Here is a 25,621-nt window from a genome sequence, read left to right as displayed (position 1 = left end):
AGGCTACGGCACCCGCTGCGTTCGCTTTGGCCAGTAGGGGTAACTAGCGCGTGCTAGCGGATGTCGGCGATGCTACATTGAGTGACTAGCGCGCGCAAGTGCCGCCGAGACGATTCCTTCCGGACAGGGGTGACGGATGTCGCAGACGACCAGCGGTCGACGGGTCACCGCCGCCGACATCGCACGCTCCCTCGGCCTCTCCCGTGCGACCGTCGGGTTCGTCCTCAACGACACCCCTGGCCAGACGATCTCGGAGGCGACCCGCACGCGCGTGCTCGACGAGGCGAAGCGGCTCGGCTACCGCCCGCACATCGCGGCGCGGGCCCTCGCGAGCGGCCGCACCCGCATCGTGCTGCTGGTGCTCCCCGACTGGCCGCTCGACTTCAACCTTCGCCGCAACATCGAGGAGGCCTCGCTCGCGCTCGACGAGGCCGGCTACGCGCTGATCACGTACACGCCGCACCCCACCGGCCACGCCCGCCCGCTCTGGGAGACGCTCCAGCCCGACGTCGTGCTCGCGATGGCGCCGTGGGCGCCCGGCCAGGTCGAGTCGATCCGGGCGGCGGGCGTCACGTGCATCATCCCCGACCCTGAGGCGCCCCCGCAGGCCGAGTGGCACGAGGAGGGCCCGGCACTCCAGGTCGACCACCTCGCCGCACTCGGGCACCGGCGCATCGCGTTCGCCGGATCGGCCGATCCGCGCATCGCCGACCTCGTCGCGCTCCGCCGGCACCTGGCGCTCGAGGCGGCGGCGACCCTGGAGCTCCCGGCCGTTCCGACGGCCGACATCGACCTGACGGATGCCTCCGCCGAGTCGGTGCTCGCCGAATGGCGCGCCGCAGGCGTGACCGCGGTCGTCGCGTACAACGACGACGTCGCGGCCGCGTTCGTCGGCGCGGCCCAGCGCGAGGGCATCGCGGTCCCTGGCGAACTCTCCGTCGTCGGCCACGACGACACGCCGCTCGCGTCGATGCTCGAGCCCCGCCTCACCACGGTCCGTGTCGACACGGTCGGCCTCGGCCGGTTCCTCGCCCAGCTCGCGCTGGCCGCCGTGGAGGACCGGCCGGAACCCACCGTCGGGCCCGACCTGCGCGTCGCGATCGTCGAGCGGGCCTCGACGGCCGCGGCGTCACTCGGCGCGTAGGTCGCCGCTCGATCCGGTCGAGGTACGGTCTGCGCGATCAGCCCTGGAAGTCCTCAGGGTCGACGTCCTCGAGGAACTTCTTGAACTCCTCGAGCTTCTCCTCGTCCTCGCTGTCGTGGTGCTCGACCATCTCGGCCGGGATACCGGCGTCATCCATCACCGCCTCGGCGACGAACAGCGGCGCGTCGACGCGCACGGCCATGCCGATGGCGTCGGACGGGCGCGAATCGATGACCAGCGGACCCGTCGGCGTGACCAGCGTCAGTTCGGCGTAGAACGTGCCCTCCTCGATGCGCGTCACGTCGATCCGATCGATGGTGCCGCCGACCGCCTCGATGAGCGTGACCATGAGGTCGTGCGTGAGCGGCCGCGGCGCGTGGTCGCCGCCGAGGGCGATGAGGATGGAGGTCGCCTCCTGCTCGCCGATCCAGATCGGAAGCACGCGCCCCTCGCCCGCATCGTCGCCGAGCGGCTTCAACAGGACGATGTGCTGGCGGGCCGCATCGAGCGCGATCCCGAGGACCCGGACCTGGACCATGGCGCCTCCCGTCTGGTCGTCGGGGCGTGGTCCTGCCATGGTACGTCGGGCAGCTGCCACGCCATGCGGCGGAGGTCCCGTCGGCGGACGCGGATGGTCAAGCCGATCATCCGAACGCGCGGCGGCCCGGCGCCGTGCCGCTGCGGCGGAGCTTCCGTCAGGACGCGCGACCGCCGAGGTCGCCGAAGAGGAGGTCGCCGCCCTCCACGTCGCCGCGCCGAGTGACCTCCATCGGGTCGGCCTCGGAGCCGTCCGTGCGGCGCACCTGGTCGGCGGCGGCGAGCTCCGCGGCATCCGGTTCGAGGCGGACGCCCGGCGCCTCGGTCTCGAGCCGCTTCCGCGACGCGCGCTCGACGAGCACCGGGACGAAGTCGCGGACCGGTCGACCGTCGAACCGGTGGTGCTCCTCGTCGACGATCGCGTGGACGTGCTCCTCGGTGAGGGAGGGGAAGCGCTCCAGCAGGCGGGAGACGACGTGCTCGACGGCCTGCTGCTCATCGGCCTCAGTGGTCATGAGTGCAGTGTGCGCCGCCGCGCGGCGCTGTGCAAGCACGCAGAATCTAACTAGAATTCGAAATCATGGCGGAGACGACGGAGCGCCGCGCGGCAGAGGCGCCGACGACCAAGTCCGCGCGCACGCGCGAGCGGATCCTCGATGCCGCGGCACACGTGCTGAGCCGCAAGGGCTACGCGGGCACGCGGCTCGTCGACGTCGCCGCCCACGCGGGCCTGCAGGCGCCGACGATCTACTACCACTTCGCCTCGCGCGACGAGCTGATCGAGGAGGTCATGTGGGTGGGCGCTGCACGTGTGCACGCCCATGTCGTCGCCGAGCTCGACGCGTTGCCCGCCGGAACCTCGCCGCTCGACCGGATCCTCACGGCCGTCGAGGCGCACCTGCGCTACGAGCTGCTCATCTCCGACTACACGACCGCGTCGATCCGCAACGCCAACCAGGTGCCGGAGGGCCTGCGGGCGAAGGCCGCCGCCGAGGAGGCCGCGTACGCGCGGCTGTGGCGCGACCTGTTCACGGCCGCGATGGACGCCGGGCAGCTCCGGCCCGACCTGGACATCACGGTCACGCGCATGCTGCTGCTCGGTGCGATGAACTGGGCGGCGGAGTGGTGGAACCCGCGGCACCGCACCCTCGACGACCTCGTGCGTGCGGCGCAGGACATGGTCCGATACGGAATGGCGCCGGCGACCTCGTAGGTCGCCGGCGCCGTGGGCCCAGCCGCAGGGGGGGTGCGGCTAGGACACCGCTCCCACCGGCTCGCGGAAGAGGGCGAGCCGGCTCCGGAGCACCTCCTCCGCCTCGGCGACCGTGCGGCGAACCACCTCGCCCGCCGTCGGGATGTCGCGGATGAGGCCCTGGACGAGTCCGACCGTCCAGATCCCTGCGTCGAGGTCTCCCTCCTCGAACACCTTCCGGCCGCGTGCCCCGGCGACGAGCGGCTGCACGTCGGGGAACTGGCCGCCCTTCGCGAGGATCTCGACGACCTCGTCGCTCACGGCGTTCTTGGCGACGCGCGCCGTGTTGCGCAGGCTCCGGAAGATGAGGTTCGTGTCGAGCTCGGTCGCCTCGACGATGCGCTCCTTCACGACCTGCGAGATCGGCGACTCGACCGTGCACATGAACCGCGAGCCCATGTTCACGCCGTCGGCGCCGAGCACCAGGGCTGCGGCGAGCCCGCGTCCGTCGGCGAACCCGCCCGACGCGATGAACGGGATCGTGAGCGCGTCGGCCGCCGCCGGGATGAGGACGAGTCCGGGGACGTCGTCCTCGCCGGGGTGCCCCGCGCACTCGAAGCCGTCGATCGAGACCGCGGTCACGCCGAGGCGCTCGGCCTTCAGCGCGTGCCGCACGCTCGTGCACTTGTGGATCACCTTGATCCCGTGCTCGTGGAACATCTCCATGTGCGGCTCGGGGCTCGACCCGGCGGTCTCGACGATCGTGACGCCCGCGTCGACGATCGCCCGCCGGTACTCGTCGTAGGGCGGCGGGTTGATCGAGGGCAGGATCGTGAGGTTCACGCCGATCGGCTTGTCGGTGAGCCGCCGGGCGCGCTCCACCTCCTTCACCAGGTCGGCCGGGGTCGGCTGCGTGAGCGCGGTGATGATGCCGAGGCCACCGGCCTCGGACACGGCCGCCGCGAGCTCGGCGCGGCCGACCCACATCATGCCGCCCTGGACGATCGGGTGCTCGATGCCGAGCGCCTCGGTGAACCTGTTCGAGAGCACGTTGCGCCTCCTACTCGTAGGTCTCGCCGGACTCGGCCTTCGCGACGAGCGAGGCCGGCGGCAGGAACCGGTCGCCGTACGCCGCAGCGAGCTCGTGGCAGCGGGCGACGAAGCCGGGCAGCCCGCCCTTGTACTGGTTCACGTACTGCAGCACGCCGCCCGTCCAGGCCGGGAAGCCGATGCCGTAGATCGAGCCGATGTTCGCGTCGGGCACGCTCGTGAGCACGCCCGAGTCGAGGCAGCGGACGGTGTCGATCGCCTCGGCGAAGAGCATGCGCTCCTGCAGGTCCTTCAGCGGGAGCACCGTGCGGCCCGAGCCGTACTGCTCGCGCAGGCCCGGCCAGATCCCGGTGCGCCGGCCCGACTCGTCGTAGTCGTAGAAGCCATGCCCCGCGCGACGGCCCGGCCGCTGCACGTCGTCGACCATCCAGTCGATGACCGCATGCGAGGGGTGGGTGCGGACCTCGCCGCCCTCGGCGAGCACCGCCGCCTCGGTCTCGTGGCGGATCTTCTGCGTGAGCGACAGCGTGAGCTCGTCGAAGAGCTGCAGCGCGCCGGCCGGGTAGCCCGCCTGGAGCGCCGCCTGCTCGACGGACGCCGGCTCGACGCCCTCGCCGACCGCGGCGACCGCCTCGGCCATGAACTCGCCGATGACGCGCGAGGTGAAGAATCCGCGCTGGTCGTTGACGACGATCGGCGTCTTCCGGATCTGCATGACGTAGTCGAACGTCTTCGCGAGCACCTCGTCGCTGGTGTTCCGACCGCGGACGATCTCGACGAGCGGCATCTTGTCGACCGGGGAGAAGAAGTGGATGCCGATGAAGTCGTCGGTCCGCTTCACGCCCTCGGAGAGCAGCGTGATCGGGAGCGTCGACGTGTTCGAGCCGAGGACGGCGTCGGGTTCGACGATGTCCTGGATCTCCTGGAACACGCCCTGCTTGACGGGCACCGATTCGAAGACCGCCTCGATGACGAAGTCGACGCCCGCGAAGTCGGCCGGGTCGGCGGTCGCGGTGATGCGGCCCAGCAGCTCGGCGCTGCGCTCCGCCGTCGTCCTGCCGCGCGCGAGGGCCTTGTCCTCGAGGGCCCGGGAGTAGTCCTTGCCCTTCTCGGCGGCCTCCAGCGAGACATCCTTCAGCACGACCTCGATGCCGGCCTTCGCCGACACGTACGCGATCGCGGCGCCCATCATGCCGGCGCCGATGACGCCGACCTTGCGGGCGGCGTACTTCGGGAAGCCGTCGGGACGGCTGCCGCCCGCGTTGATGTGCTGCAGGTCGAAGAAGAACGCCTTGATCATGTTCTTCGCGACCTGGCCGTGCGTGAGCTCGACGAGGTAGCGCGTCTCGACCTTCGAGGCGGTCTCGAAGTCGACGTAGGCGCCCTCGACGGCGGCGGCCATCGCCGCGCGCGGCGCGGGCAGCGGCGCGCCCTTCAGCTGCTTGCGCAGCATGGCGGGCATCGCGGCGAGCATGCCGGCGACGCCGGGCGAGGTGGGGGCGCCGCCGGGGAGCTTGAAGCCCTTCTCGTCCCAGGGCTTCACCGGCGCGGGATTCGCGGCGATCCAGGCGCGCGCGGCCGCGTCGAGCTCATCGGGCGACGAGACGAGTTCGTCCACCAGGCCCACCGCGAGCGCGTCCGACGGCGAGAACTTCGTCGCGGGCAGGATCACCTCGGAGAGCGCCCGCTGCAGGCCCAGCATGCGGACGAGCCGGGTGATGCCGCCGCCGCCGGGCAGGAGCCCGAGCGAGACCTCGGGGACGCCGAACTGGATGCCCTTGGCGTCCACCGCGACACGGTGGTGGGCGAGCAGTGCGACCTCGTAGCCGCCGCCGAGCGCGGTGCCGTTGAGCGCCGCCACGACGGGCCGGCCGAAGACCTCGAGCCGGCGCATGAGGTGCTTCACGCGGTCGATGTGCGCGGTCTCCTCGGCCGCCTTCGCCGGGTCGGCGGCACGGAGGAGGTTGAGGTCGCCGCCGGCGAACCAGCTCTTCTTCGCCGAGGCGAGGATGACGCCCGTGATGTCGTCGCGCTCGGCCTCGAGCCGGTCGACGGTCGCCTCGAGCGCCGCGGTGAAGTGGGCGTTCATGGTGTTGACGCTGCTGTCGGGGTCGTCCATCGTCACGGTGACGATGCCGTCCTCGCCGCGCTCCCACGCGTAGCCGGCGTAGACCTCGGTCTCCACGGTCTCGGTGTCCATTGCGATGCTGCTCATGTCCCTCTTCCTCACACCCGCTCGATGACCGTGGCGATGCCCATGCCCGCGCCGACGCAGAGCGTCGCGAGCCCGCGCTTCTGGTCCCGGCGCTCCAGCTCGTCGAGGAGCGTGCCGAGGATCATCGCGCCCGTCGCGCCGAGCGGGTGGCCCATCGCGATCGCGCCGCCGTTGACGTTGACCTTCTCGTGCGGGATGTCGAGGTCCTTCATCCACTTCATGACGACCGACGCGAACGCCTCGTTCAGTTCGAAGAGGTCGATGTCGGAGACCTCCAGACCCGCCTTGTCGAGCGCCTTGCGCGTGGCGGGCGTCGGGCCGGTGAGCATGATGGTGGGCTCGGAGCCCGTCACCGCGGTCGCCACGATGCGGGCGCGCGGCGTGAGTCCGAAGCGCTCGCCGACCTCCTTGGAGCCGATGACCATGAGCGCGGCGCCGTCGACGATGCCCGAGGAGTTGCCCGCGTGGTGCACGTGCGAGATGCGCTCGACCGCGTGGTACTTCTGCAGTGCGACCGCGTCGTAGCCGGCCTGGTCGCCGACCCCGGCGAAGGCCGGCTGGAGCGCGCCGAGCGACTCGACGGTCGAACCCGGGCGGCGGTGCTCGTCGGTGTCGAGGAGCGTGACGCCGTTCTGGTCCTTCACCGGAACGATCGAGCCGGCGAAGAAGCCCTGCTCCCACGCCGCCTCGGCCCGTCGCTGCGACTCGCTCGCGAACGCGTCGACGTCCTCGCGGCTGAAGCCCTCGATCGTCGCGATGAGGTCGGCCCCGATGCCCTGCGGCACGAAGTAGAGGTCGTAGTTCGTCGTCGGGTCCTGCACGTAGGCGCCGCCGTCGGAGCCGATCGGCACGCGCGACATCGACTCGACGCCGCCCGCGAGGATGAGGTCCTCGAACCCGGAGGCCACCTTCTGCGCCGCCGTGTTCACGGCCTCGAGCCCGGACGCGCAGAACCGGTTGAGCTGCACGCCCGCGACGGTCTCGGGCAGGCCCGCGACCAGCGCCGCGGTGCGCGCGATGTCGCCGCCCTGCTCGCCGATCGGCGAGACGACGCCGAGCACGATGTCGTCGACCGCCGCCGCGTCGAGCCCGGGGTTGCGCTCGAGGAGCGCGTCGATCAGCCCGACCACGAGGTCGACCGGCTTGGTGCCGTGCAGGGCCCCGCCGCGGTTCTTCCCGCGGGGGGTGCGCACGGCGTCGTAGATGTATGCCTCGCCCACGTTCTTCCTTCCGTTCACAGGCCCAGGCTCCGACCGACGATCTCCTTCATGATCTCGGTCGTGCCGCCGTAGATGGTGGTGATGCGCGCGTCCTCGTAGTCGCGCGCGATCCGGTACTCGCGCATGTAGCCGTAGCCGCCGTACAACTGCAGGCAGCGATTGACGATCTGCACGTACTGCTCGGTGGTCCAGTACTTCGCGGCCGCGGCATCCTCTGCCGACAGCTCGCCGCGCGAGTGGCGCGCGATGCACTGGTCGATGTAGGCCCGGCTCACCTGCGTCGCCGTGAACATGTCGGCGAGCTCGAACCGGGTGTTCTGGAACGTGGCGACCGGCCGGCCGAACGCCTGCCGCTCCTTCACGTAGGTCATGGCCCGCTCGATGACGCCCTCGCTCGAGGCGACCGCGGCCGCCGCGATCGAGAGGCGCTCCTGCGGGAGGTTGCGCATGAGGCCGAGGAAGCCCTGACCCTCGGCGCCCAGGAGGTTCGCGGCCGGAACCCGGACGTTCTCGAAGACGAGCTCGCTCGTGTCCTGTGCGTGCAGGCCCACCTTGTCGAGGTTGCGGCCGCGCGAGAAGCCGGGGGTGTCCGACTCGATCACGAGGAGGCTGAGCCCCTTGTGCGGGTCGGACCCGGTGCGCACCGCGGTGACCACGAGGTCGGCGTTCTGACCGTTCGAGATGAAGATCTTGCTGCCGTTGACGACGTAGTGGTCGCCGTCGCGCACCGCGCTGGTGCGGATGCCGGCGAGGTCGCTGCCCGTGCCGGGCTCGGTCATCGCGATGGCGGTGATGAGCGTGCCGGCGGCGATGCCCGGCAGCCAGCGGCGCTTCTGCTCGTCGTCGGTGAGCTCGAGGAAGTACGGGATCACGATGTCGTTGGACAGCGCGATGCCGGCCATGCCGTCGGAGACCGGGTTGCGGGCGAGCTCCTCGCCCATCACGGCGTTGAAGCGGAAGTCGTCGGTGCCGCCGCCGCCGAACTCCTCGGGGACGGTGAAGCCCAGGATGCCGGTCTCGGCGGCCTTCTCGAAGAGCCAGCGGTCGACCTTGCCCTCGGCCTCCCAGCGCTCGGCGTTGGGTCGGGCGTAGCGCTCGACGAAGTCGCGCACCATCTCCCGGAACTGCTCGTGCTCCTCCTCGTAGACGGTGCGGATCCGGTCCGCCGTCTGGAGAGACGTCTGGGGCATGTCTCGATCTCCCTTGATCCCGTTGGGGTGTTCCCCTCTGCACGGTCGAGTGTACGTCCATCCGCCTGCATTTTCTACATTGGATTAGAAAATCTCTCGCGAGCCCCTTGCCCGTTGCCCGGAACTCCCGCAGAATCGGGACGACGGATTTTCTAATCCCGATGAGAAGACGGATGCCGCGCCGCCGGCATCCCGGAGTCGCGAGGAAGCGAATGGACCACGAGCCGCCCCCCATCGACCGACTCGTGCACCGCGTGCGCGACTTCGTGCGCGACGAGGTGATCCCCGTGGAGGAGGCGGCGCGCGGCGTCGCCCACCACCATGTCGAGGATTCCGGCAGCGGTGCGGGCGTCGACGAGCGTGACCGCGAGCTGCGCGACGGGCTCCGCGCCGCGGCACGCGCTGCGGGTCTGCTCGTGCCGCACCTGCCCGCCGCGTGGGGTGGGCAGGGCCTCACGACCCTCGACCAGGCCGCCGTGTTCGAGGCCGCCGGCTACTCGCTGTTCGGCCCGCTCGCCCTCAACATCCAGGCGCCCGACGAGGGCAACATGCACCTGCTGCTGCACGCGGCGAACGCCGGGCAGCAGGAGCGCTGGCTCCGCCCGCTCGCCGCCGGCGAGATCCACTCCGCGTTCGCGATGACCGAACCGCCGCCCGGCGCGGGCAGCGACCCCCGCGCGCTCGCCACCACCGCCGAGCGCGTGGCGGGCGGCTGGCGCATCTCGGGCGAGAAGTGGTTCATCACCGGCGCCCGCGACGCGGGCGTCGTGATCGTGCTCGCCCGCACGTCGGGCGAACCGGGCGACGCGGGCGGCGCGACGATGTTCCTCGTCGAGGGCGGCACCCGGGGCATGGAGCTCGTGCGCGACGTGCACACGATCGACGCCGGTCTCTACGGCGGCCACAGCCTGCTGCGGTTCGACGGATGCCTCGTCCCCGATGACGCCGTGCTCGGCGAGGTCGACGGCGGGTTCGCCGCGGCGCAGGTGCGGCTCGCGCCCGCTCGGCTCACCCACTGCATGCGCTGGCTCGGCCTCGCCGGCCGCGCCCAGGACCTCGCACTGGCCCACGTGTCGGAGCGGCGCGGATTCGGCTCGCGCCTGGCCGACCTCGGCCTCGCGCAGCAGCACCTCGCCGACAACGAGATCGACCTCGCCGCGTCGCGCGCGGTCATCCGCGAGACGGCGCGCGTGCTCGACGCCGGCGATGCGGCGGGAGCCGCCGCCGGCACCGCCTCGTCGATCGCGAAGACGTTCGTCGCCGAGGCGGTCGGGCGCATCGTCGACCGCGCGGTGCAGCTCGCGGGCGGCCAGGGCGTCTCCGACGAGCTGCTGCTCTCGCGGTACTGGCGCGAGGTGCGCCCGTTCCGCATCTACGACGGATCGAGCGAGACGCACCGCTGGTCGATCGCCAAGCGCGCGGTGAGCGCACACGGGAAGGGACTCCGCCATGACCTCGCACGATGACGCCGGCGCGGCCGCAGCCGCCGGCCCCGCAGCAGCCGCGGCGGCCGCGCCCCGCGCGGCCCTGATCACGGGCGGCTCGCGCGGCATCGGCCTCGAGGTCGCCCGGGCGCTCGCCGCCGACGGCTTCGCCCTCACGCTCTCCGCACGCTCGCCCGGGCCGCTCGAGGCCGCCGCCGCCGAGCTCGCGGCGTCGGGCGCGCAGGTGATCGCGGTCGCCGCCGAGGCCTCGGAGCCCGACGACCTCGACCGCCTGCTCGCGGCGCACGAGGAGCGCTGGGGGCGTCTCGACGCACTCGTCATGAACGCCGGCATGGGCCACGGCAGCCTCATCGCCGAGACGCCGCTCCGGCGCGTCGACAAGCACTACACGCTGAACTTCCGCGGCACGTTCGCGCTGCTCTCGTCGGCGCTGCCGCTGCTGCGCGAGACCGCGGCATCCGACCCGCGCGGCGCCCGCGTCATCGCCCTCGCCTCGCTCGCGGGCCTCATGGCCGAACCCGGCCTCGCCGCGTACAGCGCCACGAAGGCCGCGGTCGTCTCGCTGTGCGAGGCGCTCTGCGCCGAGGAGGGCGCGAACGGCGTCAGCGCCACCGCGATCTGCCCGGGCTACGTCGACACCGACATGGCCGCGTGGAAGCACGACGAGATCCCGGCGTCCGAGATGATCCGGGCGGCGGATGTCGCCGAGCTCGCGGTCTCGCTCACGCGCCTGTCGCGCAACGCGGCCGTCCCGGTCCTGGCCGTGCACCGCGCCGGTGGCGGGCTCCGCGGCGCCTGACCAGCCACCCGGGCCGCCGGGCCGGCCCACCCGCGCCGCCCGGCCAGACCGCCCGCGCCGCCGCCGGGTCAGTCGGCGCGGCGGCCGGGCAGGCGTCGGATGGCGCCGCCGAGCGCCGCGCGCACAAGCCCGACCAGCCCGTACGGCAGGAAGAACGCGAACGCGATCAGCACGATGCCGTAGGCGGCGCCGGTCGCGGCGGGGCTGATGCTCGAGGTGAGCGTCGGCACGACCTGCACGAAGATCGCACCGAGCACGGCGCCCGGCACGGTCGCGAGGCCGCCGACGACGATGAGCGTGACGAACGAGATCGACAGCGTGAGGTTGAAGTTCTCGGGTCCGACGAACTCGAGCAGCATCGCGTAGAGGCCGCCGGCGACGCCGGCGTACACGGCGGATGCCGCGAACAGGCGCGTCTTCGTCTGCCACACGTCGACGCCGAGCGTCTCGGCGACGAGCTCCGCGTCGCGCACCGCGACGAACGACCGGCCGAGCCGGCCGCGAGCGAGCCTGCGCGTGACGAGGTACCCGAGCGCGGCGGCCGCGAGGGCGAGGTAGTACACCCACTGGTCGTGGTCGAGCGGCACCCAGGCGGGCGGATCGCCGTCGATCGCGATGCCCCGGCTGCCGTGCGTGAGCGGTTCGATGGCACGGATGGCGGCGGGCGTCGCCATGGCCATGGCGAGCGTCACGAGGCCGAGCTGCAGGCCGCGCAGCCGCAGGGCGGGCAGCCCGATCAGGTAGCCGACGACGAACGGCACGATCCCGGCGACGAGGAGCGTCGCGGGATGCGACATCCCGGCCTCGCCGCCGACGGCCACCGCATACGCGCCGATCGCGAAGAACGCGGAGTGGCCGAGCGAGACCTGGCCGCCGAACCCGACGAGGAGGTTCAGCCCGAGGCCGACGATCGTCCAGATCATGACGAGCGTGACGGTGAGGTTGACGTAGCTCGGGTTGACGAGCGGCACCGTGATCAGCACCGCAGCGGCCCCGACCGCGACGAGCACGGCGAGCCACCGCGGCGGCGCGAGCGGGGGTCGCGGGCGGCGGAGCCACTCGATCACCGAGCCTCGGCGGCCGCGGCCGGCGAGGAACGTGCGGACGGGCGAGGTCGCGGTCGTGGTCGTGGTCATGCGCGCACGACCTCCCTCCGGCCGAAGAGGCCCTGTGGTCGCACGAGCAGCACGACGACGATGATCACCAGCGCGACGACCTGCTTGACCTCCGAGCCGTTCGGCAGGTAGCTGCCGGCGAGGTTCTCGATGACGCCGACCAGGATGCCTCCGACGAGGGCGCCGACGGGCGACTGCAGCCCGCCGAGCGTCGCAGCGGCGAACGCGTAGATGAGCACCGGCGCCATCATGCCCGGGTGCAGGAAGAGCTCTGGCGCGATGAGCGTGCCCGCGAGCGCGCCGACCGCGCCGGCGATGGCCCAGCCGATCGTCATGGTGCGGCCGGTCGAGACGCCGGACAGCTCGGCGGACTCCGGTGCGGAGACCGCGGCGCGCATCCGGAGGCCGACGCGCGTGAGGCCGAAGAGTGCAGCGAGGCCGACCGAGACGACGAGGACGGTGAACACGATTCCCACGTCCTGGCGCGACACGGCGGCGCCGCCGAGCTCGATCGAGCCGGCGCCGAACAGCGCCGGCACCTCCTTGGTCTGGTACGTCCACGCCCAGCCGATGATCGCGTTCAGCGCGATCATGAGCCCGAGCGTCACGATGATGAGCGGCAGCGCCTGGTGGCGTCGCACGAGCGGGCGGATGAGCACGCGCTCGATCCCCGCGGAGAGGGCCGCGAGCACGACCATCGAGATCACGACGGCGATCCAGATCGGCACGCCCCATGCCGTGAGCTGCCAGGACACGTACGCGCCGAGCAGCGCGAGCTCGCCCTGCGCGAAGTTCAGCGTCCGCGATGCGCGGTACACGAGCACGATCGCGAGCGCCAGCGCACCGTAGATGGCGCCCGTCGCGATCCCGTCTGCGAGTTGCTGCAGGAGCATCCGTCGTCTCCTCTCACACGCCCAGGTAGGCCCGGCGGACGTCGTCGTTGTCGCGGAGCTCGGCGGCCGAGCCACGCACGGTGATCCGGCCGCTCTCGATCACGAGCGCGTCCTCGGCGATACCGAGCGCGACCTCGGCGTTCTGCTCGACGAGGAGCATCGCCGTGCCGGTCTCGCGCCCGAGCTCGTCGAGCGTGGCGAACAGGTCGGTCGTGACCTTCGGCGCGAGCCCGAGGGACGGCTCGTCGAGCAGCAGCACGCGGGGCGCCGACATGAGAGCCCGAGCGATCGCGAGCAACTGCTGCTCGCCGCCGCTGAGCCCGGAGGCGGGGCGGGCGCTCCGTTCGCCGAGCCGCGGGAAGCGCTCCATCCAGCGGTCGGCGTCGGCGGCGACCGATCGCCGCGGCCGCGTCGACCCGCCGACGAGCAGGTTCTCGCGGACCGTCAGGTCGCCGAACGTGCCCCGACCCTGCGGCACGTGGGCGAGGCCCGCCCCCGCGATGCGATGCGTGGGCATGCCGACCAGCTCGGTGCCGTCGAGGCGGATCGACCCCTCGGCACGGCAGAGGCCGGAGATGGTCCGGAGGACCGTGGTCTTCCCGGCGCCGTTCGCACCGAGCACGACGAGCCGGCCTCCGGCGGGCACCCCGAAGCGCATGTCCCGGAGCACCGTCGCAGGGCCGTAGCCCGCGGCATCCACGTCGACCGTCAACAGGCTCATGCCGCACTCCCCAGGTAGGCGGCGACGACCTGCGGGTCGCGCGCGACCTCGTGCGGATCGCCCTCGGCGATCAGGCGCCCGAAGTCGAGCACGACCACGCGGTCGCACACGGAGGTGACGAGCCCCATGTGGTGCTCGACGAGGAGGATCGCCGCGCCGCGCTCCGCGGCGAGTCGGCGGAGCGTCGCCCCGAGCTCGATGACCTCGCCGTGGACCAGGCCGTTCGCGGGCTCGTCGATGAGCAGCAGCCGCGGCTCGCCGATGAGGGCGCGCGCCAGCTCGATGCGCTTCAGCGTGCCGAACGGAAGGGTGCCGACCACCCGGCCGGCGACGTCGGCGAGGTCGAGTTCGGCGAGCAGTTCGAGCGCGCGCGAGCGGTACTCGCGCTCGGTTCGACGGATGCCGGGCAGTGCGAGCGCCGTCGCCCACCATCCGCCGCCCGTCGCGTGGTACGCGCCGGCGAGCACGTTCTCGAGGACGGTCTGGCTCGGCAGCAGCCCGATGTTCTGGAAGGTGCGACCCACGCCGAGCCCGGCGATGCGGTGCCGGGGCAGGCCGGCCACCTCGCGCCCTGCGACGCGGATGCTGCCCGACTGCGGGCGGTACAGGCCGCTGATGCAGTTGAACAGGCTCGTCTTGCCGGCGCCGTTGGGGCCGATCAGGCCCACGACCTCGCCGTCGCCGACCGTGAGGCTCGGCCCGTCGAGCGCCTGCAGGCCGCCGAACGAGAGGCGCACGTCGCGCACCTCGAGCAGCGCGTCCATCGCGTCCTCCTCGATTCCGATGTCGGTCGTCCCGCGTCGGGGCCGGATGCTCCCGCTCGGGTGTCTCGTTCGTCTGCGGTGCCCCGGGGCCGGGCGTCCCGACCCGGCCCCGGGTCATCCGTCAGTCGACGGTGTAGGTGCCCTCGGTGAGGTCCCAGTTGGACCCGTTGAAGACCTGCACGCCGATCTCGCTGAACACGTAGGGGTAGTCCGGCGAGGTGCTCACGGGAACGGGCGCGAGGTCGAGCTCGAGGCCGTCGAACGAGGTCGCCGCGTCGAGCAGCGCCTCACGCGTGCAGCCCTCCATCCGGGTCAGCGCAGCCTCGAGCAGCTGCGCCGTCTGGTAGCCGGCGGCCGCAGGGGCCGAGAGCGCGTTGACCTCGTCGGGGTGGGCGGCGGCGAACTCGGTCCAGGCGTCGAACCCGGCGTCGCCCGCGAGCGACGGGTCGGTGATGTCCTTCGTGTAGGCGATCGACACGACGCCGTCGGCCGCGCCCTCGCCCGCGGGCTTGAGGAAGAACGTCGCGTCGGCGGCCGGGGCGTTGATCACGGTGGTCGCATCCCAGCCGAGCTCGAGCTTCTTCTTCAGCGACTGGGTCGCGAACGCGCCGACGGCCCAGTCGAGGAAGATGTCGGCGTCGGATGCCGCGAGCGTCGTGACCTGGCTGTCGACGGACGCGCTCGCGAGCTCGTAGGACTCGGCGGCGACGATCTCGATACCGCTGCCCTCGAACGCGGCCTCGAACCCGGCGCGGATGCTCTCGCCGAAGTCGTCGTTCTGGTACAGGATCGCGGCGGTCGAGTCGGGGTGGTTCTCGATCAGGTACTCGGCGAGCGCCTGCACCTCGAAGCCGTACTGCGGCATGAAGCCGGTCGTCCACGGGTCCTCCGCGTGGAGCCCGAGGATCGCGTCGCTGCCGGTGCCGACGAAGAGGTTCGGCACGCCCTGCTCCTCGACGTACGGCGCGACGCTGATCGCGGCGCCGGTGCCGAGCACGCCCGCGAGCGCGAACACCTCGTCCTGCTCGACGAGCGTGCGGACGTTGGCTGCGGTCTTCGCGGGGTCGTAGCCGTCGTCGATGACGGTGACCGTGACCTCGCGGGTCGTGCCGTCGGCGAACTCGAGTCCGCCGTCGGCGTTGATGTCGTCGAAGTACGCCTTGAGGGTCTGGCCGATGGCACCGTAGGCGGCGGCCGGGCCGGAGAGCGGGATGCTGTTGCCGATCTTCACCTCGGTGTCGGTGATGCCGGGGCTGCAGGCCTCGGCGACCGGCTCGGCGGTGTCGTCGGCCGACTCGCGCCCGGCGCAGCCCGCGAGGGCGAGCGCGGTGACGGCGATGCCAGCGACGGTGGCGGGCAGGATGCGACGGCGTCTGGTGCTGCGTGCGATGGACATGGTTCCTCCTCGGAATGCGGTGCTGGACCTGTCGGGTGCATGGTGGGGGCCGCGCAGTGCAGGGTGCGCGGTGGTGCGGGCCGGGCGGTCGGTGGGTCCGTCCGGCCTGATCGGCTCAGGCGGGTTCGGCGACCGCGACGTCGCGGTCGTCATCCCGTTCGAGCACGAAGTAGTAGCTGCGGCCCGCGTCGGCGGTGCCGCGACCGGTCATGACGCCGAGCACGGCGTCGGGCGAGAGTCGGACGAACAGGTCGACGATCGGCTGTCCGTCGTAGGCCATCGCCGCGGTGACGAGGCCGTCGTGCGCCATCCGGCGAAGGCTCGCGCCGCCCCTGGCGATGACGGGGTCGGCCACCAGCCCGCCGGCATCCGTCTCGCAGACGATCGGCGCGACGTCGTCATCGGAGCGGAAGAGCTTGCCGTACCACCGGCTGCGGGTGAGCAGCCGGTGCGCGGCGTGGCCGGTGCTGAGTCCCGTGCCGCGCCAGAGCCCGCGGAGCTCGGCGGGATCGACGGCCGGAAGCGAGCGCCAGAGGGCGGGGAGATCCTCTTGCGGCACGCGACCGGAGAGCAGCCGGACGAGCAGGTCGCACGGCGAGCGCGGCGGGGCCGTCCGCGCGTCGTCGGGGGCGTCCGCGTCCGCGTGGGGCGCCGACATCCGGAGCACCGGCTTGATCGAGCGACCCGTGCGGGCCGCGCCGACCGCGGCGTCGACGTCGGCGAACTCGTAGGGCGAGATCAGCTGCTCGACGGGCAGGCGCCCGGCCCGCCACATCGCCTCGAGCATCGGCAGGTCGCGGGCGATGTCGGCGTCGCCCTCGATGACGCCCGTGATCGTGCGCCCCCAGAGCAGCTTCGACTGGGAGATCGAGACCCGGTTCGACCCCGGCTTGAGGGCGACGGTCGCGCAGGTGCCGCGCGCGGCGAGCGCCCCGAGCGCGGCGTCGACCGAGTCCTGCGAGCCGACGGTGTCGAGCACGGCCTCGAACTGGGGCCGCCCCTCGAGCGACCCGGCGAGCGCGGCGGGAGCGTGCGCCTCGGTCGCGCCGAGCTCCAGCGCGAGCTCCCGGCGCGCCGGGATGGGGTCGCTCACGACGATCCGCGCGAGCCCGCGGTGCCGTGCGGCCATGACCGCCGCGAGCCCTGTGGTGCCCGCCCCGAGCACGAGGAGCGAGTCCGCCGGGCCCGGGCGGAGCACGTTGAGGATGGCGCCGGCCCCGGTCAGGACGCCGCAACCGAGCGTCGCGGCGACCGGCCACGGCACGTCCTCGCCGATCGCGACGGCGCTCGAGGCGCGGACGACCACGTGGGTCGACCAGGCCGACTGGCCCATCCAGCCCGCGGTCACGGGCTCGCCCGCCTCGGCGAAGTCGACCGGGGCGCCCTGGTTGAGCGCCGCGAACGACTCGCAGTACGCCGGGTGACCATCGAGGCAGGGCGCGCACTCGCGGCACGAGGCGAAGCCGAGTGCCACGCGGTCGCCGGGCCGCAGCCCGTCGACCCGCGCGCCCACCGCCTCGACGACCCCGGCGCCCTCATGCCCGAACACAGCGGGGAACCGGTCGCCGGCGCCGCCGTCGATGCCGAACATGTCGGTCGGGCACACCCCTGAGGCCATGACCCGGACGATGATCTCGTCATCGCCGGGCGCCCTCAGGGTCACGTCCGAGAGCGTGACGGATCCGCCGCGCTCTCGGACGAGCGCGGCCACTGCCTCGGTCATCGCCCTACGCCGGAGTCGGCTCGCGGTCGGCGGCGCGCAACGCGACCTTGTTGACCTTGCCGCCGGCGTTGCGCGGCAGGACCTCCATGACCACGACGTGCTTGGGCTGCTTGAACCGTGCGAGCTTGTCGGCGAGGAACTCGGCGAGCGCCTCGACGGTGAGCTCGGTCTCGGGCACGAGCACGACGGCCGCGACGGGCACCTCGCCCCAGCGCTCGTCGGCGCGGCCGTAGACGGCGACGTCGGCCACGTGCGGGTGCGACGCGAGCACGTTCTCGACCTCGGCGCTGTAGACGTTCTCGCCGCCCGAGATGATCATGTCCTTCTTGCGGTCGACGACCCAGACGAAGCCCTCCTCGTCCTGTCGGACGAGGTCGCCGGAGTGGAACCATCCGCCCGCGAACGCCTCGGCGGTCTCGTGGGGCTTGCGCCAGTAGCCCTTCATCATGGTCGGCCCGCGGTAGATGATCTCGCCGACCTGGCCGGGGGCGACGTCGTTCATCTCGTCGTCGACGACGCGGGTCTGGATCGTCGGGATGGGCTTGCCGACCGAGCCGAGCTTGCGCAGCGAGTCGGGCCCGCGGAGCACGCACGTGATGGGCGACATCTCGGTCTGGCCGAAGACGGCGGTGTTCAGGGCGTTCGGGAACGTTTCCTCCATCTGGCGGAGCAGCGTGTCGGTCGCAGGTGCAGCACCCCAGCTGATGATGCGGAGGGCGAGGTCTCGCTCCTTGATGCCGGGCAGCGCGCAGATCGCCTGCCACTGCTGCGGCACGTTGAAGACGATGGTCGCCCGCTCCTTCTCCCACGCGTCGACGATCGCGGCCGGGTCGAACGCCCCGAGCGGGTGGATGATCGTCGGGATGCCGATGATGAAGTTCGGCGCGATCGAGCCGAGGCCGGCGATGTGGAACAGCGGCGCGGTCATGAACGCGATGTCGGACTCGTCGACGACGCCGTTGGCGCGGATGCAGGTGATCGCCTGGGCGTACAGGTTGATGTGGTCGAGCATCGCGCCCTTGGGACGACCCGTCGTGCCCGACGTGTACATGATGAGGGCCGTGGCATCCTCGGGGACGTCGGGAGCCTGGAACCCGTCGAGGTCCTCCGCGATGAGGTCCTCCAGCGCCTCCTGGCCCTCGCCGGCCTGGGTGCCGAGCACGATCACGCGCTCGATGCGCGAGGTCAGCTGGCCGACGACGCCCACGAGCGGCGCGAGCGGCGCGTCGACGACGATCACCGACGAGTCGGCGTCGTCGACGATGTACGCGATCTCGGGCGGGGTGAGCCGGATGTTGATCGGCACCGCGATCGCGCCGAGCGTGTTGACCGCGAAGACGGTCTCGACGACCTCGGGGCTGTTCAGCGTCAGCAGCAGGACCCGGTCGCCCTCCTCGACCCCGCGGCGGCGGAGCGCGGCCGCGAGGTGCGTGACGCGGTCGTGGACCTGCGACCAGGTCCAGTCGCGATCCAGGTAGCGGAAGGCGAGGGCGCCGGGCTGGTTCGACGCGTGGATCGCGACCTGGTTCATCCAGTGGTTGCGACGTGCCGACCGCGGGATGACGGGGGCTTCGGTGCTCATTCGGGAATCCCTTTCGTACTTCGCTGTACCGTCGGCGGGTTCGGGCCCGGCGACTCAGGTGATGTCAGTATGCCTCGCCACGGCCCGGTTGTCACGACTTTTGTTAATTTCGATTCACACGACTTGTGAACGATGGTTCACGACGCTCGCAGGGCGTGCCTGCGATAGCCTGTGGTGATGGGCACGATGGGGGCGCCGACCGCGGACACGGAGGTCCGCCGGGTCCGGCCGAAGGACCGGCGCCAGCAGATCGCGATGGCGGCCGCGACCCTGTTCTCCGAGCGCGGCTTCCACCAGGTCAGCCTCGGCGAGGTCGCCTCCGCCGTGGGCATCTCGGCGCCGGCGCTGTACCGGCACTTCCCCAACAAGTACGCCCTGTTCCTCGACGCGGCGAACCGACTCGCGCACGGGCTCATCGAGGCGACCGACGACCTCGTCGCCGAGCACGCCGACGACGCCGACGACCCCGAGACCGCCAGGGCGGAGTACGACGCGCTCGTGTCGGCCATCGTCGAGACGACCATCGACAACCGGCTGACCGGCGGGCTCTACCGCTGGGAGGGCCGCTACCTCGAACCCGACGACCGCCGGCAGCTGCAGGACGAGTTCGCCGAGCTCGCGGGCCGCGTGCGGCGCCCCCTGGAGCGCATGCGCCCGGGCCTGCCCGACGACGACGCGCGACTGCTCGCCGCCGCGGCGCTGAGCGTGGTCGCGAGCATCACCTCGCACCACGTGAGCATGGCCCGCCGCACGCTCGCCGACCTCCTGCTCGAGTGCGCCGACGACGTGGCCGCGAGCCACCTCCCCCGACCCGACCGCGGTGCCGAGACGGATGCCGCGGGCATCCCGAGCGCGTCCAAGCGCGAGCTCATCGTGCGCGAGGCGCTCGCACTGTTCCACCGCAACGGCTACCACGACACCGGGATCGAGGACATCAGCGCCGCCGTCGGGCTCACGCCGTCGGGCTTCTACCGCTACTTCGAGAGCAAGTCCGAGCTGCTCCTCGAGGCGTGCGTCCGCGCGTCGGAACGACTGAACGCGACCACCGCCGATGCGCTCGAGGGCGCGGCATCCCCCGACGAGGCCCTGCACCGCCTGGTCGACGCGTACGTGGCCCACAGCTTCACGCACCGCGAGCTGATGAGCGTCTACTTCTCCGACGTGGGCGCGCTGCCCGACGCCGAGCAGGAGCGCCTCCGCGGCATCCAGCGCCGACACGTCGACGAGTGGGTCTCGCTGCTGCGCACCGCACGACCCGACCTGTCGACGAGCGCGGCCCGCGTGCGCGTGCACGCCGGGCTCAACGTCGTCGTCGACATCGGGCGGATCGTGCACTTCGACAACTCGCCCTCCACGCGCACGCGGGTGGCGGCGATCGTGCGGGCCGCGCTGGGCGTGCGCGAGCCGGCGGCGTAGCCGGGGAGCCGCTCGGCGTCCGCTGCCCGCGGGTGGCGGGTGGCCGCTCGGGCGCCCTCGCAACGCGCACGCCGCTCACACGCGCCGACGCGGCCGCCCGTCAGGCGACCGCGTCGGCGGGGTGCTCCTCGTCAGTGCTTCTTGCCCTTGGCGTGCAGCATGTGCAGCATCCGCTCCGCGAGGTGCATGTCGCGCTCCGACCGGTCCATCGTGAGCAGGTCGATGAACGCCTTGCTCTTCTGCAGCGCGATCGACTTCGCCACGCTGAACTCGCGCAGCCCGTCGGCGCCGTGGATCCGGCCGAAGCCCGACTCGCCGCGACCGCCGAACGGCAGCCCGGGGATGCCGCCGAAGCCGAGCACCGAGTTGATGCTCACTGCGCCGCAGCGCAGGCGCTCCGCGATCTCGAGACCGGCGTGGTGGTCCTTGGTGAAGACCGACGCGGAGAGGCCGTACTCGGTGGCGTTCGCCTTGACGATCGCCTCGTCGATGTCCTTCACGCGGTCGACGACGAGCACCGGGCCGAAGGTCTCCTCCTGCACGACGGCGCAGTCGTCGGGCACGCCGGTGAGGATCACCGGGCCGACGTAGCCGTCCTTCACGGAGTCCGCCCCGCCGAGGACGGCGGTCGCGCCGCGCTCGAGCGCGCCGGCGATCTGCGACGAGATGACCTCGGACTGGCGCGCGAGGGTCATCGGGCCGTAGCTGGCGGATGCCTCGGGGCCGGGCTGCAGCCGCGAAGCCGAGGCCACGAGCTTCTCCATGAACGCGTCGTAGACGGGCGCCTCGACGTACACGCGCTCGACGCCGGCGCAGGTCTGGCCGGCGTTGCCCATGCCGCCGAAGACGGCGAAGCCGACGGCCGCGTCGAGGTCGGCCTGGCGGGTCACGATCATGGCGTCCTTGCCGCCGGCCTCGACCACGATGGGCGTGAGGTTGCGCGCGGCAGCGGCCATGACCTTGCGCGCGGTGCCCGGCGAGCCCGTGAAGGCGACCTTGTCGACGGCGGAGGACGCGAGCGCCTCGCCCGTGGCGCCGTCGCCGACGACGACCTGGAGCACGGGCTTGTCGGGTGCGACGCGGTTCCACGCCTCCTCGATCCACTTGGCGGTGGCGGGGGTGAGCTCGCTGGGCTTGAACACGACGACGTTGCCAGCCGAGAGCGCGTACCCGATCGAGCCCATGGGCGTGTAGAACGGGTAGTTCCACGGACCGATCACGCCCACGACGCCGAACGGCTCGTAGCCGACGCTCGCGGCCTGGTTGTAGCTCGCGAGCCCCGATGCGACCTTGCGGCGGCGGAGCACCTTGCCGGCGTTCTTGGACGCCCAGTCGAGGTGCGTGAGAGTGAGCACGACCTCCAGCAGCGCGTCATCCGGCGTCTTGCCGGTCTCGCGCGAGATGACGGAGGCCAGGTCGCGCGCGTTCGTCGCGATCTCCGACTTCCAGGCCTGGAGCAGCTTCTGCCGGCCCGCATAGCCCTGCGCCCGCCACCAGTGGGCGACGTCGGCCGCGACGGTGACGGCGCGGTCGACATCGGCGGGCCCGGCGACCGGATAGGTCGCGATGGCCGAGCCGTCGCGCGGGTCGGTGGTGGTGAGTTGAGTGGCGGTGGGCCCGTCGGCGATGAGTGTCACGGCCGTCCCTTCGACGTTGAATGAACCGAACCAAGGAAGTGAATCTGGATTCACACTAGACCGAGGTGGCCCTCGGCACAAGGTCGAGATAGCCGGATGCCACCTCGAGCAACTGCGGCACGCCGGTCTCGAGCCTCGGGGCGAAGCTCGTGTCGTCCGGCCGCTCCCCCGCGCGCCAGCGCGTGTAGATCGCCTCGCTGAAGATCGCGGACTTCCAGAGCGCGAGCGCCTGGTACCAGGGCAGCGCGCTCGTGTCGGCGCCGGTCAGGCTCGCGTAGCGCTCGACGAGGCCCGCCCGGTCGGGGAAGCCCTCGAGCCGGGTCACGGGCGAGAGCTCCATCGTGGTCGCGGGCGATCCCGGCTCGCTCCACGTGGCCGCGAGGTAGCCGAGGTCGGCGAGCGGATCGCCGAGCGTCGACATCTCCCAGTCGAGCACGGCGCCGACCGTCGGCGCCGCGTCGGCCGTGAACATCAGGTTGCCGAGGCGGAAGTCGCCGTGCACGAGCGCCGGGCGAGCCGTCGCGGGCAGCGCGGCCGCGAGCCGGTCGGCGACCGCGTCGACGAGCGGCAGCTCGCGCCGCGAGACCGTGCCCCACAGCCCGCGGAACCGGGACACCTGCCGTTCGAGGTACCCCTCGGGCCGGCCGAACCCGCTGAGCGGGCCCGCCGTGACGTCGATCGCGTGCAGTCGCGCGAGCGCGTCGACCGCGGCATCCGCCACCCGTGCCCGCTGCGCGGGAGCGTCGAACCGTTCGGGCAGCTCGTCGGTGATGACGTCGCCGCGCAGGTAGCCCATGACGTAGAACGGCACGCCGAGGAGCGTCGGATCCTCGCACGTCGACAGGATCTCGGCGACCGGGTAGCCCTCGGCGTCCAGCAGCCGCTGGATGCGCGCCTCGCGCAGCATGTCGTGCGCCGACGGCGGCAGCGGCGGACGCGGCCCGCGCCGCAGCACGACCTCGGCGTCGCCTCGGCGGAGCAGGAACGTCACGTTCGACTGCCCCTCCCCGATGCGCGTCCACGCGATCGGGCCCGCGCCGATGCCGTGGTCGTCGAGGTGGCGGGCGACGGTCTCGAGCACGAGCAGCGGTGGCGAGGCGAGGGCGGATGCCTCGGCCGCCGTCGCGACGACGTCGCGGCCGTCGGGCTCCGACGACGGGTGCGGGGCGGCGCCGATCTCAGGCCCGGGTGCGGGTGCGGGTGCCTGCCCGGTCTCGGCCTCGGTCTCGTTCTCCTGCACGCTCATCGGTTGCTCACCCTTCCGAACAGGCCCGCGATGGGAGCGAGCACGAGCGGCCGCGCGGCGACCCACGCTGCCCCAATGACGATCAGCGAGACCGCGAAGACGATGAAGCCGACCCAGTTCACGGCATCCTGGCCGCCGTACATGTGGTTGAGGTTGCGCAGCGCCCCGGTCGCGAGCACCAGCGCGACGTGCACGACGATGAACGCCACGAAGTACAGCATCACCGGGAAGTGGATCGCGCGCGCCACCTCGACCGGGTAGATGCGGCTCAGGGTCTTCGCGCGTGCGGGCCAGAGGCCCGACATCCGCACGCCCGTGATCACCGCGAGCGGCGCCGCGACGAACACCGTCGCGAAGTAGGTCAGCTGCTGCAGGCCGTTGTAGTGCACCCAGCCGTTCTCGGTCGGCCAGTCGAGGGAGGCGTACTGCAGGGCCGCCGAGATCGCGTTCGGGATCACCTCCAAGCTCGTGGGCACGATCCGCATCCACTGCCCCGTCGCGAACAGCAGCACGACGAAGGCGACGCCGTTGACCAGCCAGAGCAGGTCGAGCGACTGGTGGAACCAGAGGTTCAGGCCGATCTTGCGTGCGGGGTTCCAGCGCGGGCTCCAGTAGGCGGCCGGTCGCCGCTCGCGGCGCACCTGCCAGCCCGAGCGCACGATCAGCACCATGAGGAACACGTTGAAGAAGTGCTGCCAGGCGAGCCACGCCGGGAAGCCGACGGGCGCGCCCTCCGGCATCGGCGCCTCGCCCGGGTAGGCGGCGAGGAACGCCTGCACGCCGTCGAGCGTCCGCAGCCAGCGGGCGACCAGCACGACCGCGGCGGCGAGCAGCACGAGGCCGACGGCGGCGAGCGCCCACCGGGCCCAGGGGCGGGCGGGGGCGGATGGCTCGGAGGGCGGGGTCGTTGCGGGGGCGGTGCTCGTGGCGGGGATGGATGCCTCGGGCACCGCAGGTGCGACCGGGACGGATGCCTCGGGTGCCGGTTCCGGGACGGATGCCGCGGGTGCGAAGCCCGCCGCCGGCCACGGCTCGGCGCCCGCGCGGCGCGGGAGGCCGCGGCGGAGCGGCCGCGTGCTCACTGGCGCTGCGGGTGCGGCGGGCTCTGCGGGCGTGACCGCGGCGGGTGCGGCGGGCGTGACCGCGGCGGGTGCGGCGGGCGTGACCGCGGCGGGTGCGGCATCCATCACCGCCTCGGTCGGGGCCGCGACCGCCGTCGGCGTCGCCGTCGCCACCGGGGCGTCGGGTGCGAGACCCGGCGGCGGCCACGCGTCACCGCCCGGGCGACGGGGCAGGCCGCGCCGGACGGGCGGCCGGGTCGTGGTCACGCCGGCACCTTCCTCGTCTCGAGTGCGGTGATGAGTTGCGGCACGACCTGGAACAGGTCGCCGACGATGCCGAAGTCGGCGATCTCGAAGATCGGCGCGTCGGCGTCGGTGTTGATCGCGACGATCGTCTTCGCCGTCTGCATGCCGGCGCGGTGCTGGATGGCGCCCGAGATGCCGAGCGCGACGTACAGCTGCGGCGAGACCGAGACGCCGGTCTGCCCCACCTGGTGGCTCTGCGGCACGAATCCCGCGTCGACGGCCGCACGCGAGGCGCCGACGGCGGCGCCGAGCGCGTCGGCGAGCTGCTCGACGAGCGCGAAGCGCTCCTCGGAGCCGAGGCCTCGGCCGCCGGAGACGACCCTCGCGGCGCCGCGGAGCTCGGGGCGTCCGGTCTCGACGACGCGCGCCTCGACCGATTCGACGGTGGCCGCACGGCGACCGGATGCCGCGACGGCGAGCGGTTCGGAGGTCGGCGCCTGCGCCTCGGCGCGTGCGTCGACCGCGCCGATGCGCACCGTGATGACGGGTGCGCCGAAGGTCACCGCCGAGGCCACGTCGTATGCGCCGCCGTAGACGGAATGGTGGGCGACGACCCCCTCGTCATCGCGCGCGACCGCGACCGCGTCCACGGCGAGTCCCGAGCGGGTGCGCGCCGCGAAGCGCGCGGCGACCTCGCGGCCCTCCACGGAGTGCGACACGAGCACGGCGTCGGGGCGCACGAGCTCCGCGGCCGCGGCCAAGGCGTCGACCGCGGGAACGGTGAGCTGCGACGGGGCGTCGGGCCGTGCGACGAGCACGCGCGTCGCACCGAGACGGGCCGCGGCATCCGCCAGCTCGTCGGCGTCGCCGGACGGCGGGGCGATCACGAGCGCGATCGGGGTGCCGACGCCGGCCGCGGCGCCGAGCAGGCCGGCCGTGGTCGGCGCGAGGCCGCCATCGAGCGTCGTGTCGAGGAGGACGAGGATCGGCGCGTCGGACCGGGCGGGCTGTGCGGACTGTTCGGGCATC

22 protein-coding genes are annotated in these 25,621 nt (G+C 72.5%); 5 read left to right on the top strand and 17 right to left on the bottom strand.

What is annotated here, in order from left to right; genetic code table 11:
- The first annotated feature begins 136 nt into the window (after nucleotides 1-136).
- Nucleotides 137-1,144, top strand: coding sequence for a LacI family DNA-binding transcriptional regulator (locus ACQ393_RS01300; protein ID WP_430645005.1), 1,008 nt, complete (start codon nucleotides 137-139; stop codon nucleotides 1,142-1,144).
- 37 nt (nucleotides 1,145-1,181) lie between these two features.
- Here the strand turns inward: ACQ393_RS01300 and ACQ393_RS01295 are convergent, their stop codons facing one another.
- Together ACQ393_RS01295 and ACQ393_RS01290 are read right to left on the bottom strand one after the other, a co-directional pair.
- Nucleotides 1,182-1,721: a bifunctional nuclease family protein gene (locus tag ACQ393_RS01295; RefSeq protein WP_430645004.1), complete on the bottom strand. Its 540-nt coding sequence runs from the start codon at nucleotides 1,719-1,721 to the stop codon at nucleotides 1,182-1,184.
- Between the two features lie 118 nt (nucleotides 1,722-1,839).
- Nucleotides 1,840-2,196 (bottom strand): three-helix bundle dimerization domain-containing protein, encoded by a 357-nt coding sequence (locus ACQ393_RS01290; RefSeq protein WP_430645003.1) that lies wholly within the window; start codon nucleotides 2,194-2,196, stop codon nucleotides 1,840-1,842.
- A 65-nt stretch (nucleotides 2,197-2,261) separates the two neighbouring features.
- Here ACQ393_RS01290 and ACQ393_RS01285 point away from each other — a divergent pair, with 65 nt between their 5' ends.
- The gene (locus tag ACQ393_RS01285; RefSeq protein ID WP_430645001.1) at nucleotides 2,262-2,894 is read left to right on the top strand and encodes a TetR/AcrR family transcriptional regulator; all 633 of its coding nucleotides are present in this window, start codon (nucleotides 2,262-2,264) and stop codon (nucleotides 2,892-2,894) included.
- A gap of 39 nt (nucleotides 2,895-2,933) precedes the next feature.
- Here the strand turns inward: ACQ393_RS01285 and ACQ393_RS01280 are convergent, their stop codons facing one another.
- From ACQ393_RS01280 to ACQ393_RS01265, 4 genes are read right to left on the bottom strand one after another with little or no spacing between them, the layout of a single operon-like run.
- Nucleotides 2,934-3,923, bottom strand: a complete 990-nt coding sequence (locus ACQ393_RS01280) for an NAD(P)H-dependent flavin oxidoreductase (RefSeq protein ID WP_430645000.1) — start codon at nucleotides 3,921-3,923, stop codon at nucleotides 2,934-2,936.
- A gap of 10 nt (nucleotides 3,924-3,933) precedes the next feature.
- A complete protein-coding gene (locus ACQ393_RS01275; RefSeq protein ID WP_430644999.1) occupies nucleotides 3,934-6,138 on the bottom strand; it encodes a 3-hydroxyacyl-CoA dehydrogenase NAD-binding domain-containing protein in 2,205 nt (734 codons plus the stop codon).
- Nucleotides 6,139-6,149: 11 nt separating this feature from the next.
- Nucleotides 6,150-7,358 (bottom strand): acetyl-CoA C-acetyltransferase, encoded by a 1,209-nt coding sequence (locus ACQ393_RS01270; protein WP_430645333.1) that lies wholly within the window; start codon nucleotides 7,356-7,358, stop codon nucleotides 6,150-6,152.
- Between the two features lie 14 nt (nucleotides 7,359-7,372).
- Nucleotides 7,373-8,548, bottom strand: a complete 1,176-nt coding sequence (locus ACQ393_RS01265) for an acyl-CoA dehydrogenase family protein (protein WP_430644998.1) — start codon at nucleotides 8,546-8,548, stop codon at nucleotides 7,373-7,375.
- A 212-nt stretch (nucleotides 8,549-8,760) separates the two neighbouring features.
- On the opposite strand from ACQ393_RS01265, the gene ACQ393_RS01260 reads away from it, so the two are divergent.
- Entirely contained in the window at nucleotides 8,761-10,014 is a 1,254-nt protein-coding gene (locus ACQ393_RS01260; RefSeq protein WP_430644997.1) for an acyl-CoA dehydrogenase family protein, read from the top strand.
- Entirely contained in the window at nucleotides 9,998-10,792 is a 795-nt protein-coding gene (locus ACQ393_RS01255) for an SDR family oxidoreductase (protein ID WP_430644996.1), read from the top strand. The genes ACQ393_RS01260 and ACQ393_RS01255 overlap by 17 nt, the downstream gene beginning before the upstream one ends.
- Before the next feature lie 68 nt (nucleotides 10,793-10,860).
- Here the strand turns inward: ACQ393_RS01255 and ACQ393_RS01250 are convergent, their stop codons facing one another.
- The 7 genes from ACQ393_RS01250 to ACQ393_RS01220 all read right to left on the bottom strand — a co-directional run bounded on the left by ACQ393_RS01250 (nucleotide 10,861) and on the right by ACQ393_RS01220 (nucleotide 18,986).
- Nucleotides 10,861-11,928 (bottom strand): branched-chain amino acid ABC transporter permease, encoded by a 1,068-nt coding sequence (locus ACQ393_RS01250; protein ID WP_430644995.1) that lies wholly within the window; start codon nucleotides 11,926-11,928, stop codon nucleotides 10,861-10,863.
- Nucleotides 11,925-12,800 (bottom strand): branched-chain amino acid ABC transporter permease, encoded by an 876-nt coding sequence (locus ACQ393_RS01245; RefSeq protein ID WP_430644994.1) that lies wholly within the window; start codon nucleotides 12,798-12,800, stop codon nucleotides 11,925-11,927. Before ACQ393_RS01245 ends, ACQ393_RS01250 begins: the two co-directional genes overlap by 4 nt.
- A 13-nt stretch (nucleotides 12,801-12,813) precedes the next feature.
- Nucleotides 12,814-13,521 carry an ABC transporter ATP-binding protein gene (locus tag ACQ393_RS01240; protein ID WP_430644993.1) on the bottom strand — a complete coding sequence of 236 codons (708 nt, stop codon included), beginning with the start codon at nucleotides 13,519-13,521 and terminating at the stop codon, nucleotides 12,814-12,816.
- Nucleotides 13,518-14,285: an ABC transporter ATP-binding protein gene (locus ACQ393_RS01235; RefSeq protein ID WP_430644992.1), complete on the bottom strand. Its 768-nt coding sequence runs from the start codon at nucleotides 14,283-14,285 to the stop codon at nucleotides 13,518-13,520. Before ACQ393_RS01235 ends, ACQ393_RS01240 begins: the two co-directional genes overlap by 4 nt.
- A 121-nt stretch (nucleotides 14,286-14,406) precedes the next feature.
- Nucleotides 14,407-15,681 carry an ABC transporter substrate-binding protein gene (locus tag ACQ393_RS01230; protein ID WP_430644991.1) on the bottom strand — a complete coding sequence of 425 codons (1,275 nt, stop codon included), beginning with the start codon at nucleotides 15,679-15,681 and terminating at the stop codon, nucleotides 14,407-14,409.
- Between the two features lie 115 nt (nucleotides 15,682-15,796).
- Nucleotides 15,797-17,404, bottom strand: coding sequence for an alcohol dehydrogenase catalytic domain-containing protein (locus ACQ393_RS01225; protein WP_430644990.1), 1,608 nt, complete (start codon nucleotides 17,402-17,404; stop codon nucleotides 15,797-15,799).
- Between the two features lie 4 nt (nucleotides 17,405-17,408).
- A complete protein-coding gene (locus ACQ393_RS01220) occupies nucleotides 17,409-18,986 on the bottom strand; it encodes a long-chain-fatty-acid--CoA ligase (protein WP_430644989.1) in 1,578 nt (525 codons plus the stop codon).
- Nucleotides 18,987-19,163: 177 nt separating this feature from the next.
- On the opposite strand from ACQ393_RS01220, the gene ACQ393_RS01215 reads away from it, so the two are divergent.
- Entirely contained in the window at nucleotides 19,164-20,402 is a 1,239-nt protein-coding gene (locus ACQ393_RS01215; RefSeq protein ID WP_430644988.1) for a TetR/AcrR family transcriptional regulator, read from the top strand.
- Nucleotides 20,403-20,533: 131 nt separating this feature from the next.
- Here ACQ393_RS01215 and ACQ393_RS01210 read toward each other — a convergent pair whose 3' ends face one another.
- Genes ACQ393_RS01210 through ACQ393_RS01195 form a run of 4 tightly spaced genes read right to left on the bottom strand, consistent with a single transcriptional unit; the run spans nucleotide 20,534 to nucleotide 25,620 of the window.
- Nucleotides 20,534-22,039 (bottom strand): aldehyde dehydrogenase family protein, encoded by a 1,506-nt coding sequence (locus ACQ393_RS01210; protein ID WP_430644987.1) that lies wholly within the window; start codon nucleotides 22,037-22,039, stop codon nucleotides 20,534-20,536.
- A gap of 55 nt (nucleotides 22,040-22,094) precedes the next feature.
- Complete coding sequence (locus ACQ393_RS01205) at nucleotides 22,095-23,285, bottom strand: phosphotransferase family protein (RefSeq protein WP_430644986.1); 1,191 nt, start codon at nucleotides 23,283-23,285, stop codon at nucleotides 22,095-22,097.
- Complete coding sequence (locus tag ACQ393_RS01200) at nucleotides 23,282-24,613, bottom strand: cytochrome b/b6 domain-containing protein (protein ID WP_430644985.1); 1,332 nt, start codon at nucleotides 24,611-24,613, stop codon at nucleotides 23,282-23,284. Before ACQ393_RS01200 ends, ACQ393_RS01205 begins: the two co-directional genes overlap by 4 nt.
- Nucleotides 24,610-25,620, bottom strand: coding sequence for an electron transfer flavoprotein subunit alpha/FixB family protein (locus ACQ393_RS01195; RefSeq protein ID WP_430644984.1), 1,011 nt, complete (start codon nucleotides 25,618-25,620; stop codon nucleotides 24,610-24,612). The genes ACQ393_RS01200 and ACQ393_RS01195 overlap by 4 nt, the downstream gene beginning before the upstream one ends.
- Nucleotide 25,621 lies beyond the last annotated feature (1 nt).

It is taken from the genome of Agromyces sp. GXS1127 (genome assembly GCF_050565425.1).
In the GTDB taxonomy this organism is placed as follows: Bacteria; Actinomycetota; Actinomycetes; order Actinomycetales; family Microbacteriaceae; genus Agromyces.
The sequence above is the reverse complement of the archived record's forward strand: the minus strand, read 5'-3'. Positions and strand labels throughout refer to the sequence as shown.